This window comes from Pseudomonas sp. P7779 (assembly GCF_013386315.1).
In the GTDB taxonomy this organism is placed as follows: domain Bacteria; phylum Pseudomonadota; class Gammaproteobacteria; order Pseudomonadales; family Pseudomonadaceae; genus Aquipseudomonas.
In genome coordinates this window covers 86,260-100,408 of record NZ_JACARZ010000079.1, presented here as the reverse complement: position 1 = coordinate 100,408, position 14,149 = coordinate 86,260, and the positions used below count along the sequence as shown (strand labels likewise).

Annotated in this window: 15 protein-coding genes and 4 tRNA genes; 13 read left to right on the top strand and 6 right to left on the bottom strand. The window is 60.5% G+C overall.

Features of this window, described 5'->3' with window-relative positions; genetic code table 11:
* Positions 1–56 precede the first annotated feature (56 nt).
* Positions 57–1,004, top strand: a complete 948-nt coding sequence (gene ispH / locus HX869_RS22820) for a 4-hydroxy-3-methylbut-2-enyl diphosphate reductase (protein WP_003215881.1) — start codon at positions 57–59, stop codon at positions 1,002–1,004.
* Here ispH and HX869_RS22815 read toward each other — a convergent pair.
* Positions 958–1,539: a GspH/FimT family pseudopilin gene (locus HX869_RS22815; protein WP_003215883.1), complete on the bottom strand. Its 582-nt coding sequence runs from the start codon at positions 1,537–1,539 to the stop codon at positions 958–960. The genes ispH and HX869_RS22815 overlap by 47 nt on opposite strands.
* A 219-nt stretch (positions 1,540–1,758) precedes the next feature.
* On the opposite strand from HX869_RS22815, the gene pilV reads away from it, so the two are divergent.
* The 5 genes from pilV (at position 1,759) to thiO (ending at position 5,060) form a co-directional block, all read left to right on the top strand.
* Complete coding sequence (pilV, locus tag HX869_RS22810) at positions 1,759–2,235, top strand: type IV pilus modification protein PilV (RefSeq protein WP_003215885.1); 477 nt, start codon at positions 1,759–1,761, stop codon at positions 2,233–2,235.
* Positions 2,232–2,939 (top strand): PilW family protein, encoded by a 708-nt coding sequence (locus HX869_RS22805; RefSeq protein ID WP_178903674.1) that lies wholly within the window; start codon positions 2,232–2,234, stop codon positions 2,937–2,939. The genes pilV and HX869_RS22805 overlap by 4 nt, the downstream gene beginning before the upstream one ends.
* A gap of 7 nt (positions 2,940–2,946) precedes the next feature.
* The gene (locus tag HX869_RS22800) at positions 2,947–3,474 is read left to right on the top strand and encodes a PilX N-terminal domain-containing pilus assembly protein (protein ID WP_178903673.1); all 528 of its coding nucleotides are present in this window, start codon (positions 2,947–2,949) and stop codon (positions 3,472–3,474) included.
* 12 nt (positions 3,475–3,486) lie between these two features.
* The gene (locus HX869_RS22795; protein WP_003215892.1) at positions 3,487–3,888 is read left to right on the top strand and encodes a type IV pilin protein; all 402 of its coding nucleotides are present in this window, start codon (positions 3,487–3,489) and stop codon (positions 3,886–3,888) included.
* 62 nt (positions 3,889–3,950) lie between these two features.
* Positions 3,951–5,060: a glycine oxidase ThiO gene (thiO, locus tag HX869_RS22790; RefSeq protein ID WP_178903672.1), complete on the top strand. Its 1,110-nt coding sequence runs from the start codon at positions 3,951–3,953 to the stop codon at positions 5,058–5,060.
* Here thiO and HX869_RS22785 read toward each other — a convergent pair.
* Positions 5,047–5,280, bottom strand: coding sequence for a PP0621 family protein (locus HX869_RS22785; RefSeq protein ID WP_026078011.1), 234 nt, complete (start codon positions 5,278–5,280; stop codon positions 5,047–5,049). The genes thiO and HX869_RS22785 overlap by 14 nt on opposite strands.
* 126 nt (positions 5,281–5,406) lie before the next feature.
* Positions 5,407–6,432: an outer membrane protein assembly factor BamD gene (locus HX869_RS22780; RefSeq protein ID WP_102369923.1), complete on the bottom strand. Its 1,026-nt coding sequence runs from the start codon at positions 6,430–6,432 to the stop codon at positions 5,407–5,409.
* Between the two features lie 149 nt (positions 6,433–6,581).
* Between HX869_RS22780 and rluD the strand changes: the two genes are divergently transcribed.
* The 7 genes from rluD (at position 6,582) to HX869_RS22745 (ending at position 11,697) form a co-directional block, all read left to right on the top strand.
* A complete protein-coding gene (gene rluD, locus HX869_RS22775; protein WP_003215899.1) occupies positions 6,582–7,544 on the top strand; it encodes a 23S rRNA pseudouridine(1911/1915/1917) synthase RluD in 963 nt (320 codons plus the stop codon).
* Positions 7,541–8,266: a peptidoglycan editing factor PgeF gene (pgeF, locus tag HX869_RS22770; protein WP_008432852.1), complete on the top strand. Its 726-nt coding sequence runs from the start codon at positions 7,541–7,543 to the stop codon at positions 8,264–8,266. Before rluD ends, pgeF begins: the two co-directional genes overlap by 4 nt.
* 151 nt (positions 8,267–8,417) lie before the next feature.
* Positions 8,418–10,982, top strand: coding sequence for an ATP-dependent chaperone ClpB (gene clpB, locus HX869_RS22765; protein ID WP_003215904.1), 2,565 nt, complete (start codon positions 8,418–8,420; stop codon positions 10,980–10,982).
* 300 nt (positions 10,983–11,282) lie between these two features.
* Positions 11,283–11,358 (top strand) — tRNA-Asn (locus tag HX869_RS22760).
* Positions 11,359–11,368: 10 nt separating this feature from the next.
* Positions 11,369–11,445, top strand: a tRNA-Pro gene (locus tag HX869_RS22755).
* A gap of 5 nt (positions 11,446–11,450) precedes the next feature.
* Positions 11,451–11,526: transfer RNA gene (locus HX869_RS22750), tRNA-Lys, on the top strand.
* A 94-nt stretch (positions 11,527–11,620) separates the two neighbouring features.
* Positions 11,621–11,697 (top strand) — tRNA-Pro (locus HX869_RS22745).
* Positions 11,698–11,889: 192 nt separating this feature from the next.
* Here the strand turns inward: HX869_RS22745 and HX869_RS22740 are convergent.
* The 3 genes from HX869_RS22740 to HX869_RS22730 form a co-directional block, all read right to left on the bottom strand.
* Positions 11,890–13,188 (bottom strand): NAD(P)/FAD-dependent oxidoreductase, encoded by a 1,299-nt coding sequence (locus HX869_RS22740; protein WP_003215906.1) that lies wholly within the window; start codon positions 13,186–13,188, stop codon positions 11,890–11,892.
* A 60-nt stretch (positions 13,189–13,248) separates the two neighbouring features.
* Positions 13,249–13,422, bottom strand: a complete 174-nt coding sequence (locus HX869_RS22735; protein ID WP_010174986.1) for a DUF3094 family protein — start codon at positions 13,420–13,422, stop codon at positions 13,249–13,251.
* An 89-nt stretch (positions 13,423–13,511) separates the two neighbouring features.
* The gene (locus tag HX869_RS22730) at positions 13,512–14,141 is read right to left on the bottom strand and encodes a DUF1780 domain-containing protein (protein WP_008437312.1); all 630 of its coding nucleotides are present in this window, start codon (positions 14,139–14,141) and stop codon (positions 13,512–13,514) included.
* Between the last annotated feature and the right edge of the window lie 8 nt (positions 14,142–14,149).

Genomic DNA, 14,149 nt, shown 5'->3' with positions numbered 1-14,149 from the left:
AGCAAGCGCTCTCGCCACACAAGCTCGATCCTACAGGGCAAGACACGAGGCACAGCATGCAAATCAAACTCGCCAACCCCCGTGGCTTCTGCGCCGGCGTGGACCGGGCGATTGAAATCGTCAACCGCGCCCTGGAAGTTTTCGGGCCGCCGATTTACGTGCGCCATGAAGTCGTCCACAACAAGTTTGTGGTCGAAGACCTGCGCAGCCGCGGGGCCATCTTCGTTGAAGAACTGGACCAGGTGCCGGACGACGTTATCGTCATCTTCAGCGCTCACGGCGTTTCCCAGGCGGTACGCACCGAAGCAGCAGGCCGTGGCCTGAAAGTGTTCGACGCCACCTGCCCGCTGGTGACCAAGGTGCACATCGAGGTCGCGCGCTACAGCCGTGATGGTCGTGAGTGCATCCTGATCGGCCACGCCGGTCACCCGGAAGTCGAGGGCACCATGGGCCAGTACGATGGCAGCAATGGTGGTGCGATCTACCTGGTGGAAGACGAAAAAGACGTCGCTGCATTGCAGGTGCACAACCCTGAAAAGCTGGCTTTCGTTACCCAGACCACCTTGTCCATGGACGACACCAGCCGCGTCATCGATGCCTTGCGCTCGCGCTTCCCGGCCATCGGCGGTCCACGCAAGGATGACATCTGCTACGCCACCCAGAACCGCCAGGATGCGGTCAAGCAATTGGCCGACGAATGCGATGTTGTGCTGGTGGTGGGGAGCCCCAACAGCTCCAACTCCAACCGCCTGCGCGAACTGGCCGAGCGCATGGCCACCCCGGCCTACCTGATCGATGGTGCCGAGGACATGCAGCGCAGCTGGTTCGACGGTGTCGAACGCATCGGCATCACTGCCGGAGCCTCGGCCCCGGAAGTCCTGGTGCGTGGCGTTATTCAGCAACTGCAGGCCTGGGGCGCCACGGGCGCTGATGAACTGGCTGGCCGTGAAGAGAACATCACTTTCTCCATGCCCAAGGAGCTGCGGGTTCGTTCGCTGCTCTGAGGCCCGGAGTACCGGCATAGCCCCGGCACAAAGCCTGCTCGGTCTTGTTACTGCGCAGGCTGATACGCCCGCTGGCGGCCAGCACTATTTGATACAGGCTCAGTTGCTGGTCCGTCGCACACACGTGGACGGTGCCGGCGCTGAATGCCCCTGCTGACAGCAGCGGTTCGCCCAGGCTGCTGAAGCGTATCTGGGTTCTCACCGGCGTATTCCCCACAATCGGTATCTGCCCACTGTCCTGGCGCTCCAGCAGCACCGGGTTTTTGTCGTCCAGATGGCCGCGACCGTTCAGGTCCAGTATCACCCTCCAACCCCGGCTCCAGTCATCGTCCAATGCATGGATAACCACCGTGCGATTGCGTGCGATGGCTTCTGTGCGGGCATATCGCAGTCCGCCGGCAAGGGATTCGGCGGCGCTCTGGCGTCGTTGCGACTCGAGCAGCCCCTTGAGGCTCGGCACTGCCAGATTGGCCAGGATGCCGCTCAGGAACAGGCCGAGTATCAGTTCAATCAGCGAGAAACCTCGTTGTTTCATGGGCCGTCCCTCCGTGGACGCGGTGTGCTTTTTCAGTCGGTGCCGGATGGCAGACATAGTTATAGCGCCCAGTCCGGCGGGTCGAATGGTGGCCATTCTGTCCAAAGTATTTCGCTTTGTTCCGGGGGGGCAGCGCTCAGGCAATACCGGCGCTAGTCTTGCGTCGCACAGCAGGTTTGCGCTGCTTTCTGATGACCTTCGACATGGATGGCGATGGTAATGAACGCTTTTCCCGTAACGCCCCACCCGCAACCGACCCAGGCCGGAATGACCCTGATCGAGGTCCTGGTATCTGTGCTGATCCTCGCTGTCGGCCTGCTAGGGGCGGCAGTCATTCAGCTCAATGCATTGAAATACACCGACAGTTCCAGGATGACCAGTCAGGCCAGTTTCATTGCCTACGACATGCTCGACCGGATCCGCGCCAATTCGGGTGCTGATTACTCCTGGGGCCAGGGTGAACGCGCGCCCTCCAGCACCTCGGTCGCGAGTGTGCGTGATCTGGACCTGCACGACTTTGAAGCGAATATCGTCGGGTTCGCCGGGGAAAGCGCCAAGGGGTCGGTTGCGGTCAATCAGCGAGAAGTGACCATCAGCATCAGTTGGGACGACTCCCGTGGAGCGAAGGCTCAAGGCACCCGGGAAACATTCACCCTGACCAGCCGGGTTGCAGTCGACCCGAGGGTGTTGCCATGAGAGGTCCAGTGTGCGGTTTCAGCCTGGTGGAGATGCTGCTGGCATTGGCCCTCGGCCTGATGTTGATCCTGGGGGTGACCCAGATTGCACTCAGCTCCCGAACCACTTATGCCAGCCAGAGTGCGGCTTCGCTGTTGCAGGATGATGCACGGTTCGCCCTTGGCAAGCTGATTCAGGAAATACGCCAGGCGGGCATGTTTGGCTGCTTGTCCGCTGCATCAATCAGCAACGCTCCCGCAGGTTTTGATCGTCCCATTGGATGGAGTACCACCGGCAGTTCCCGGTCCCTGACGCTGGTGACCGCCGACGTCGGGGAGGGTGGCAGCAAGCCGGACTGGGCGGTGCTTTCCGATTGCACCGGCTCTGCCCACGCCTATGTTGGAAGCCCGCCGGCAGCGACGCCCGGGCAAATCCACTTCCCACTGCGCAAGCTGACCTACACCTTTGAGGGCGGGCAGCTGAAGTTCAGCACGCTGGCGGCCCCGAGCAAAGCGGTGCTGGTGGATAACGTGGGGGCATTCGATATCAGTTTCGGCGTGGCCGAGAAGCCAGGCTCAACGGTTGTCAGCCGCTATGACCCCAACCCCGGCGATGAGTCGCTCATCCGCAGCGTGCGGATTCTGCTGACACTTCAGGATCCAAATGGGTTGGTGAAAGACCAGGCCTACAGCGTGGTCGCGGCACTACGTAATCGCCTGGAGTAGCGTGCCCATGGGTTATTACCTCTCCCGTTCGAGGCAGGCAGGCATGGTTTTGCTGATCAGCCTGGTATTCCTGCTGCTGTTGGCACTCCTCGGAGTGTCTTCGATGCAGGGAGCAATCTCGCAAGAAAAAATTACCGGCAGCCTTCGGCAGCGCAACCAGTCGTTTCAGCAGGCCGAAAGCGGCCTCAGGCTTGGCGAGTCTTTGGTGCAGGCGTCAGGTTTCGCCCTGCGCCCTTGCCACTCGACGGCTGCGTGCGCGCCACCTGCCGAATCGGTTTCGGTAGTGGGGCCGGGGACGAATCCCGTATCGACTGTGACCTGGATAGGGATGAAAGATGGCGTCTACGGTATTCAAAACCTGGGGCCGGGAACGGGTTTGGCTCAGCTCCCGGCAGAGGCCCAGGCCACGGTCTATCGCGTGACATCAGTGGGCGTCAGTGGGCACTCACGCTCCGTCCTGGAGTGTGTGTATGCCCGTGTGGGCAGCGGGCCTGGCGAGCGTTTTCGACGAATCATGTGGCGACAACTTCAATAGGTGAGCAGCACGATGGGCAAGGATTGCACAGGCTTCACCCTGATCGAATTACTGATCGCCGTGGCGATCGTCGGACTCCTGGCGGGCGTCGCCTATCCCGGGTATCTCAGCCATATGAAAAAGGTCTATCGCGCGGAAATTGCCGGGTTGCTGAGTGAGCAGGCACAGTACCTTGAGCGTTATTACGCGAGGAACGGCACTTTTATTGATGCGACTGGCGTCATAGCCGGCAATGATCGCTATAGAATCACCCCTGCATTGAACCCTCAGGATTTCGTTCTGCTTGCCACGCCGGCAATTGACTCGGTGATGGCGGGCGATCCCTGTGCCGCCTTCAGCCTGAGCAGTACCGGTGCGCGAAGCAATCCGGGAGCCGCGCCTGATATGACGCGCAAGGCGTGCTGGGGGCAATGATGAGGAAGCTGGACGATTGGGCGCCGGGCGTGCCTTTTTCTTTTTATCGGCTGGATCGAACAATGGCTAAGCAACAGCAAGTAGTGGTTGTGGGTGGTGGGGTAATCGGGTTGTTGACGGCGTTCAACCTGGCGACCCAAGGGCAAGCGGTTGTGCTGCTGGATCGTTCGGCGGTCGGTCAGGAGTCTTCCTGGGCCGGCGGCGGCATTGTCTCCCCGCTCTACCCGTGGCGCTACAGCCCCGCCGTGACGGCCCTGGCGCACTGGTCCCAGGATTTTTATCCGCAACTGGCAGAGCGTCTGTTCGCGGCTACTGGCATTGACCCGGAAGTTCACACCACCGGCCTGTATTGGCTGGACCTGGATGATGAAACCGAGGCGCTTGCCTGGGCAGCCCGCGAAGGGCGCCCGCTGAGCAAGGTGGATGTTTCAGCTGCCCATGACGCTGTGCCGGTGCTGGGTGCCGGGTTTTCCCAGGCGATCTATATGGCGGATGTGGCCAATGTGCGTAATCCGCGGTTGGTCAAATCCCTCAAGGCGGCCTTGTTGGCCCTGCCGGGCGTGACGATTCACGAGCAGTGTGCGGTTGATGGGTTTATTCAGCAGGGCGGCAAGGTTGTTGGGGTGAGTACGGCGCTCGGGCCGATCCATGGCGATCAGGTAGTGCTGGCGGCCGGCGCCTGGAGCGGTGAGTTGCTGGGCCGCCTGGGGCTTGAGTTGCCCGTGGAGCCGGTCAAGGGGCAGATGATCTTGTACAAGTGTGCGTCGGACTTCTTGTCGTGCATGGTCCTGGCCAAGGGGCGTTATGCGATTCCTCGGCGGGATGGGCACATTCTGATTGGTAGCACTCTGGAGCACGAGGGGTTCGACAAGACGCCCACCGACTCTGCACTGGAAAGCCTGAAAGCCTCTGCCGTCGAGTTGATTCCGGCCCTGGCCGATGCCGAAGTGGTGGGGCATTGGGCCGGTTTGCGGCCCGGCTCGCCGGAGGGCATTCCCTATATTGGCAAGGTGCCAGGTTTCGACGGGCTGTGGCTCAACTGCGGGCATTACCGCAACGGCCTGGTGCTGGCGCCGGCGTCCTGCCAACTGTTTGCCGATTTGTTGCTGGGACATGAGCCGATCATTGATCCGGCCCCGTATGCGCCGGCAGGCCGAATCAACGCTGGATAGATTTCGGCCCTTGCTCCAGATGTGCCTGGGTGCAATACCATTCCTGGCGCAGGCTCAAGGCTCGATCCTGTGGCAGGTGAAGGCCACAGTGGGCGCAACGAACCATCTGGATCGGGCCCTGTTCGCTGGGCCGCTGCTGTTTGGCGGCCGGACTTTTGAATTTGCGCCAAAACCATACCGCGGCAGCAATAACGGCGATCCAGAACAGTAGACGAACCATGGTGGGCAGCTTCTCGACAAGGAATCCCGCAGTTTAGCCAAGGACGTGATGGGCGCACAGCGCAATTATGCAGCGCAATAAAAAAGGGAGCTCCGAGGAGCTCCCTTTTTGCATCGCGGCGAACAATCAGTCAAAGATACCGAAAGTCATGTAGCTGAACCACGAGCGATCTTCGTTATTGCCCAGGGCTTGAGGCCCTTGCTCTTCGATGATGTCGCCGTTTTCGTCACGCGGCTTGAGGTCCGATGGAATCGAATCCTTGGCGTCCTGGTATTGCTTGATGATGTCCTGGTTGGCGCGGGTTTCGCCCGGCGGCAGCGGTGGACGGGACTCGATCAGGCCCAGGGTGTACTTGCTCAACCACGAGCGGTTGTCGGCTTCGGCAACCTGCGGTACGAACTGGCCGTCCTTCAGGCTTGGGTGGTCCGGGTAGTTGAGCTTCAGGGTTTCCAGGCTGGTGGCCGCCAGGGCGTCCAGGTGCAGGCGCTGGTAAGCCTCGGTCATCACGGCCAGGCCGTCACCCACCGATGGGGTTTCCTGGAAGTTTTCCACTACGTAACGGCCACGGTTGGCGGCAGCAACATACGCCTGGCGGGTCAGGTAGTAGTCGGCTACGTGGATCTCGTAGGAAGCCAGCAGGTTGCGCAGATAGATCATGCGCTGCTTGGCGTCCGGCGCGTAGCGGCTGTTCGGGTAGCGGCTGGTCAACTGGGCGAACTCGTTGTAGGAGTCGCGGGCAGCGCCCGGGTCACGCTTGGTCATGTCCAGCGGCAGGAAGCGCGCCAGCAGGCCAACGTCCTGGTCAAACGAGGTCAGGCCCTTGAGGTAGTAGGCGTAGTCCACGTTCGGGTGCTGAGGGTGCAGGCGGATAAAACGCTCGGCGGCGGACTTGGCAGCTTCCGGCTCGGCGTTCTTGTAGTTGGCGTAGATCAGCTCGAGCTGGGCCTGGTCGGCGTAGCGCCCGAACGGATACCGCGACTCCAGTGCCTTCAGTTTTGCCGTGGCGCTGGTGTAGCTGTGGTTGTTCAGGTCGGTCTGAGCTTGTTGGTACAGCTCGACCTCGCTCAGGTTTTCGTCGACGACTTCCTTTGTTGACGAGCAAGCAGCAGTCATGGCGAGGATGGCGATCAGCAGCAGGTGTTTCACTTGCATGGCGGCTTGCGTCCCTATGACGGCCGCTGTCTTGGGCGGGGCCGTCCTGTTATGATGAGCGCCCCTTGGAAAGCCTCGGGGCAAAAGACGCCGTATTTAACCACAAGCGCGCAGCCGAAACCAAAGGCTGTGCCACGCCTAGTCTGAGCATGTCCGATAAAATTGAACTTCGCGCAGAGGTGCCGTCCGAATTGGGCGGCCAACGCCTCGATCAAGTCGCCGCACAATTATTCGCTGAGCACTCGCGCTCGCGCCTTTCCGCCTGGATCAAAGACGGCCGCCTGACTGTGGATGGAGCGGTTATCCGCCCGCGAGACATAGTCCATGGTGGTGCGATTCTTGAGCTGACTGCCGAGCAGGAAGCCCAGGGAGAATGGATCGCCCAGGACATTGAACTGGACATCGTCTACGAAGACGACGACATCCTGGTGATCAACAAACCTGCCGGCCTGGTGGTGCACCCGGCCGCCGGCCACGCTGATGGCACGCTGCTCAATGCCTTGTTGCACCACGTGCCGGACATCATCAATGTCCCGCGCTGCGGCATCGTGCACCGCCTGGACAAGGACACCACCGGCCTCATGGTGGTAGCCAAGACCATTCAGGCGCAGACGCAGCTGGTCACACAACTGCAGAGCCGCAGCGTCAGCCGGATCTACGAATGCATCGTGATCGGCGTGGTAACCGCCGGTGGCAAAATCAATGCCCCGATCGGCCGCCACGGCCAGCAGCGCCAGCGCATGGCGGTGATGGAAGGCGGCAAGCAAGCCGTCAGCCACTACCGCGTGCTTGAGCGTTTCCGCTCCCACACTCACGTGCGGGTAAAGCTGGAAACCGGTCGTACCCACCAGATTCGGGTGCACATGGCGCACATCAACTTCCCGTTGGTCGGAGATCCGGCCTACGGTGGCCGCTTCCGCATTCCGCCGGCGGCCAGTGCAACCATGGTTGATTCGCTGAAAACCTTCCCGCGCCAGGCGCTGCATGCACGCTTCCTGGAGCTGGATCATCCGACGAGCGGTAAACGGATGAGCTGGGAATCGCCACTCCCAGACGATTTTGTCTGGTTGTTGTCGCTGCTCAAGCAGGATCGCGAGGCGTTTATCGGATGAGTGACTGGCTGATTCCTGACTGGCCCGCGCCGGCCGGGGTGAAAGCCTGCGTTACTACCCGTGCGGGCGGCGTCAGCGTGGCGCCGTTCGACAGCCTAAATCTCGGCGATCATGTCGAGGACAGCCTCGATGCCGTGCTCGAAAATCGCCGTCGTCTCTGCGCTGCCTTCAATATCCAGCCCGCCTGGTTGCGCCAGGTTCACGGTGTGGTTGTCGTCGAGGCGGATCCCGGCCGGACTGCCGAAGCCGATGGCAGTTGGACCAGCACTCCCGGCATCGCCTGCACTTCGATGACGGCTGATTGCCTGCCTGCCTTGTTTTGCAATCGCGCCGGTACCCGCGTCGCGGCAGCCCATGCCGGCTGGCGTGGCCTGGCCGCTGGCGTATTGGAAGCGACCGTTGAAAGCCTGGATACCGAGCCTGCCGACGTATTGGTGTGGCTGGGGCCGGCCATCGGTCCGCAAGCCTTTGAAGTCGGCCCGGAAGTGCGTGAAGCCTTTATGCAGCAACTTCCGGAAACGATTGAGGCGTTCGTGCCCAGTCAGAACCCGGGCAAGTTCATGGCCGACATTTATCAGCTGGCCCGCCTGCGGCTTGCCGCCCGCGGCGTCACTGCCGTGTACGGTGGCGGCTTGTGCACCGTGACGGATCCCCGCTTCTATTCCTATCGTCGCAGCCCGCGCACCGGTCGGTTCGCCTCCCTTGTCTGGCTTGAACGCTAGACTCCTTTGACTTGGGTCAATACTGACGCAAGTCAGCGGTCGCCCGCTTGAATCTTCCAGAATCCACCCCATCTATAAGGGTATCTGGCAGGTTTCTTCATTCAGGATGTGTTTGTTCATAGCTCCGGCCTGCTCAAAAGGAAGGTGACTAATGCGTATTGATCGTTTAACCAGCAAATTGCAGTTGGCTTTATCTGACGCCCAATCTCTGGCGGTTGGCCTGGATCATCCGGCCATCGAGCCTGCGCACTTGATGCAAGCGCTCCTGGAGCAGCAAGGCGGTTCTATCAAACCCTTGTTGATGCAGGTGGGCTTCGACGTCAACAGCCTGCGCAAGGAGTTGAGCAAAGAGCTCGACCAACTGCCGAAAATCCAAAACCCGACTGGCGACGTGAACATGTCCCAGGATCTGGCGCGTCTGCTTAACCAGGCGGATCGACTGGCGCAGCAAAAGGGTGACCAGTTCATCTCCAGTGAAGTGGTGCTGCTCGCCGCGATGGACGACAACAGCAAACTTGGCAAATTGTTGCTGGGCCAGGGCGTGAGCAAAAAAGCTCTGGAAAACGCCATCAACAACCTGCGCGGCGGCGAGGCGGTAAATGACCCTAACCACGAGGAGTCCCGCCAGGCGCTGGACAAATACACCGTCGACCTGACCAAGCGCGCCGAAGAAGGCAAGCTTGACCCGGTGATCGGTCGTGACGACGAAATTCGTCGCACCATCCAGGTCCTGCAGCGTCGCACCAAGAACAACCCGGTGCTGATCGGCGAACCTGGCGTGGGTAAAACCGCGATTGCCGAAGGCCTGGCCCAGCGCATCATCAATGGTGAAGTGCCGGACGGCCTTAAAGGCAAGCGCCTGCTGTCCCTGGACATGGGGTCGCTGATTGCCGGCGCCAAGTTCCGTGGCGAGTTCGAAGAGCGCCTCAAATCCCTGCTGAACGAACTGTCGAAGCAGGAAGGGCAGATCATTCTGTTTATCGACGAACTGCACACCATGGTCGGCGCCGGTAAAGGTGAAGGCTCGATGGACGCGGGCAACATGCTCAAGCCGGCACTGGCGCGGGGCGAGTTGCATTGCGTGGGTGCGACCACGCTGAACGAATACCGTCAGTACATCGAGAAGGACGCGGCCCTTGAGCGTCGCTTCCAGAAAGTATTGGTGGAAGAACCGAGCGAAGAAGACACCATCGCGATCCTGCGTGGCTTGAAAGAGCGGTATGAGGTCCACCATAAAGTCGCGATCACCGACGGTGCGATCATCGCGGCGGCGAAACTGAGCCATCGCTACATCACTGATCGGCAGTTGCCGGACAAGGCCATCGACTTGATCGACGAAGCGGCCAGCCGCATTCGGATGGAGATCGATTCGAAGCCCGAAGTGCTGGACCGTCTGGATCGGCGCCTGATTCAGCTGAAAGTTGAATCCCAGGCCCTGAAGAAAGAAGAAGACGAGCCGGCGAAGAAACGCCTGGAAAAACTCCAGGAAGAAATTGTTCGCCTCGAGCGTGAGTATTCGGACCTCGAAGAAATCTGGACCTCGGAAAAAGCCGAAGTGCAGGGTTCTGCGCAGATCCAGCAAAAGATCGAGCAGTCCCGTCAGGAACTGGAAGCAGCCCGCCGTAAAGGCGACCTGAACCGCATGGCCGAGTTGCAGTACGGGGTGATCCCGGACCTGGAGCGTAGCCTGCAGATGGTCGACCAGCACGGCAAGCCCGAGAACCAGCTGCTGCGCAGTAAGGTGACCGAGGAAGAAATCGCCGAAGTCGTCTCGAAGTGGACCGGTATCCCGGTGTCGAAAATGCTCGAAGGCGAGCGCGACAAGCTGCTGAAGATGGAAAGCCTGTTGCACCAGCGCGTCATCGGCCAGGAAGAGGCGGTGGTCGCGGTGTCCAACGCGGTGCGGCGTTCGCGGGCCGGGTTGTCCGATCCGAACCGTCCGAGCGGCTCGTTCATGTTCCTCGGCCCGACCGGCGTGGGCAAGACCGAGCTGTGCAAGGCCCTGGCCGAATTCCTCTTTGATACCGAAGAGGCGATGGTGCGGATCGATATGTCCGAGTTCATGGAGAAACATTCCGTGGCTCGCCTGATCGGGGCGCCACCAGGCTATGTAGGATACGAGGAAGGCGGTTACCTGACCGAAGCGGTACGGCGCAAGCCTTACTCGGTGATCCTCCTGGACGAGGTCGAGAAGGCCCACCCGGATGTGTTCAACGTGTTGCTGCAAGTGCTGGAAGATGGCCGCCTGACGGACAGTCACGGGCGTACCGTGGACTTCCGCAATACGGTGATCGTGATGACCTCCAACCTGGGCTCGGTACAGATTCAGGAGCTGGTGGGTGACCGTGAAGCCCAGCGTGCAGCGGTAATGGACGCGCTGACCAGCCACTTCCGGCCGGAGTTCATCAACCGGGTCGATGAAGTGGTGATCTTCGAGCCTCTGGCGCGGGATCAGATCGCGGGCATTACCGAGATCCAGTTGGGCCGCCTGCGCAGCCGTCTGGCGGAGCGCGAGTTGTCCCTGGTGCTGAGCCGCGAGGCGTTGGACAAGCTGATCGCGGTTGGTTACGACCCGGTTTATGGCGCACGGCCGTTGAAACGTGCGATCCAGCGCTGGATCGAGAACCCGTTGGCGCAGCTGATCCTGTCGGGCAGCTTTATGCCGGGCACCAGCGTCGAGGCGACGGTGGAGAACGACGAAATCGTCTTCCACTAAGCCCAAGCGGTACTGCTATAAGAAGAGGCCCCGCATTGCGGGGCCTTTTTTTTCGATAGGGCGTTGAACTGTAAGGCAAAGGCTTGTAAAGTGCGCCCCGCAGCAACGTCAGCCCAACGGTTTCTTCTCCCCAAGGAGAAATCAGAAAGAAGCGCAAATCATTGTCTTAAAAGCAATTTAAAGGGTTGACAGGGGTTTTTAAGATTGTAGAATAGCGCGCCTCAGAGACACTAACGTAGCGATACGGAAGCGTCGAAGAGAAGGTAACATGCAACAACGTAACACTTTGAAATACGTAGTTCCGTGATAGCTCAGTCGGTAGAGCAAATGACTGTTAATCATTGGGTCCCAGGTTCGAGTCCTGGTCACGGAGCCAATTTCAAAACCGGGGTATAGCGCAGTCCGGTAGCGCGCCTGCTTTGGGAGCAGGATGTCAGGAGTTCGAATCCCCTTACCCCGACCATATTTGGGTCGTTAGCTCAGTTGGTAGAGCAGTTGGCTTTTAACCAATTGGTCGTAGGTTCGAATCCCACACGACCCACCATTTTTGAGACCAGTTAACGCTGGAATCGAATCTTAAGATCAGAGGCCAAAAGCGCTGATCGAAGAAGGCGACTGAGAGGTCGCCTTTTTTTTACCGGGGTATAGCGCAGTCCGGTAGCGCGCCTGCTTTGGGAGCAGGATGTCAGGAGTTCGAATCCCCTTACCCCGACCATATTAAAAATCCTCGTATCGAAAGATACGGGGATTTTTTTTGTGCGCGGAATCCTGGCCTCACCACAAAACAAATGTGGGAGCGGGCTTGCTCGCGAAAGCGGTGTGTCAGCCAGTGCATCTGGCACTGAACCACCGCTTTCGCGAGCAAGCCCGCTCCCACGCTAACCGAGTCCTATCCCGGAACGTGCTGTCAGTGCAGTTTCAGGCGCGGCTCGGTCCCTCGCCCGATCTTGCTCCCCAGCATCAGCATCGCCGTGCGGAAGAAGCCATACAGCGCCATCTGGTGCATGCGATACAGCGACACATAGAACATCCGCGCCAGCCAGCCTTCCAGCATCACGCTGCCCGTCAGGTTGCCCATCAAGTTACCCACCGCCGAGAAGCGCGACAGCGAGATCAGCGAGCCGTAGTCGGTGTACTTGTACGACGGCAGGTCCTTGCCCTCGATCCGCAGTTTCAGCGACTTGGCCAGCAACGATGCCTGCTGGTGAGCTGCCTGGGCCCGTGGCGGCACATTGCGATCGGTGCCGGGTTGCGGGCAGGCCGCGCAGTCACCAAAGGCGAAGATGTTCTCGTCGCGGGTGGTTTGCAGGGTCGGCAGCACTTGCAGTTGGTTGATACGGTTGGTTTCCAGGCCGTCGATGTCCTTGAGGAAACCCGGCGCGCGAATCCCGGCGGCCCAGACCTTGAGGCTGGCCGGGATTACCTGGCCGCTGCTGGTGATCAGGGCGTCGGCCGTCACTTCACTGACGGCGGAGTTGGTCAGGACGGTCACCCCGAGTTTCTCCAGGGTTTTGTGCACAGGCCCGCCGATCCGCTCCGGCAGGGCAGGCAGCACCCGTGGGCCGGCTTCGATCAGGGTGATGTGCATGTTTTCCGGCTTGATCTTGTCCAGGCCATAGGCGGCCAGTTCATGTGCGGCGTTATGCAGCTCGGCGGCCAGCTCGACGCCGGTGGCACCGGCGCCGACAATGGCGACGCTGATCTGCTCTACCACGTCCGTCTGCCCGGCATGGGCGCGCAGATAGTGATTGAGCAATTGCTGGTGGAAACGCTCAGCCTGCTTGCGGGTGTCGAGGAACAGGCAGTGTTGCGCCGCGCCTTCGGTGCCGAAGTCATTGGTAGTGCTGCCGACGGCGATCACCAGGCTGTCGTAGCCCAGTACGCGCGCGGGCACCAGTTCCCGGCCTTCCTCGTCGAGGGTGGCGGCCAGCTGGATTTTTTTCTGCTCGCGATCAAGCCCGCTCATGCGCCCCAGCTGGAACTCGAAGTGGTTCCATTTTGCTTGGGCAACATAATTGAGTTCGTCTTCCGAAGAGTTCAGCGAGCCGGCCGCCACCTCGTGGAGCAAGGGTTTCCAGATGTGGGTGAGGTTGGCATCCACCAGGGTGACGCTGGCGATGCCGCGCTTGCCCAGAGTCTTACCCAGGCGGGTAGCCAACTCCAGGCCGCCGGCGCCGCCGCCGACGATAATAATACGATGGGTCATGGGGATATCTCGCAAGGCTAAAGGAAATCGGTGCAGTTACCCGAGCGAGCGCCAGGCAGCTCATAGCGTCAGGTAACTCAAAAGGCGGCTCAGCAAACCCAGGCCGATCACTGCAACCAGCACCACGGCAAGGAGCAGCCAGGGCCGGAAAGGCTTGCGCTCGACTTGGTTCTGGGACAGTTGCAGGTACTCTTCGACATGCTGTTGGTCGTCGGGGTTCAGGCGGCTGGTCATAAAGGCCTCGTCAGGTAGACGTTGCTGAAGGGCGCCACGTTACAGTCGGGTGATTGGCGGCATTGCCTGAAGCATAGTCGCCAACCCGATCACAGGCTGATGCCCACATCAAACACTATGCTGCGCCCCAGATTGTTGCGCAAGAAGTCCGGTGCGTCCGGGTGCGCGAACAGTACGCGGGCGAAGGTCGGCCCCACGAGGGACAGCGAGCGCCAGCCCTGGCGCAGGTACTCGGTGGGAGGAGGGAAGTGACTGTTGAGGTCCAGTACTTCGCGCTTGAGGCTGGCGAAGGCGATGAGGTCCAGCTCCCCCAGGTCCATCCCGCGCTCTTTATAGTTGTGGGCCTTCTTGCGCAGGGTGGGCGCCAGGCGCAACAGGAATTCGTGGGCGGGAATGCGCCGGGGCTTGGCTTCTCGCCTAACCAGTTGGCTCAGGGAAAACGCGCTGCGCCGCCGCAGCAGTTCGTCACGCCACTCATCGTTCAGGCGTCGGCCTTCGTCGAGCACGAAAAACACTTCGAAACTGGCGTCGCGAAACAGCACATCCGGCGGCTCTTGCCCGGCGGCGTGGAATTCTTCGGCGCGATAGGGCACGTTCAAGCCTTGCAACAGGCGCTGGCAGACCCAACGCTCACGCTCCCATTTGCGGGCATTGGACAGGAACGCGTTGGCTTGTTCGGCCGCTACGGTGAGCAGGCGCAAATAATCTGAGTCATCCATGTCACCAG